The organism is Hwanghaeella sp. 1Z406 (assembly GCF_048892425.1).
Lineage (GTDB): Bacteria > Pseudomonadota > Alphaproteobacteria > UBA8366 > Aestuariispiraceae > Pacificispira.
Genome location: NZ_JBLZHU010000033.1, coordinates 1 through 372 on the forward strand (window position 1 = coordinate 1; position 372 = coordinate 372).

The 372-nt window shown below is 61.8% G+C and carries 1 pseudogene; it reads right to left on the reverse strand.

The window, feature by feature from the left end:
• Positions 1–372 (reverse strand): annotated as a pseudogene (locus ACOSDR_RS20230) (hypothetical protein); the annotation flags it as partial.

Sequence of the window (372 nt, forward strand, 5' to 3'; positions counted from 1 at the left end):
CGCTGTCGGTGAACGCAACAGAGCCCAGACCATCATCGCCCGCATCAATCGTCAGCGTCCCGGTAACCGTTGTCGGTTCCTTATCCGCATCAGACCCATCGGTCAGATCGTCTTCATCCACACGACCCGCATTCACGCCCAGTTCAGGGTGATCCGGATCTTCGCTGCCAACAGGCGGCTCGCCCGGAGGCGGTGGTTCCGTGCCAGGAGGGGGCATCGGGACCGGTGGCTGTGGCCCATCATCGGTGATCTCAAAGGCCTGCGTCGCAGAGGACGTATCGCCATCCCCATCCGTGATCGTATAGGTGAACGCATCCAACAGCGGCGCACCATCCGTATGCGTCTCGCCCGCGTCACTGGTATAGGTGAACG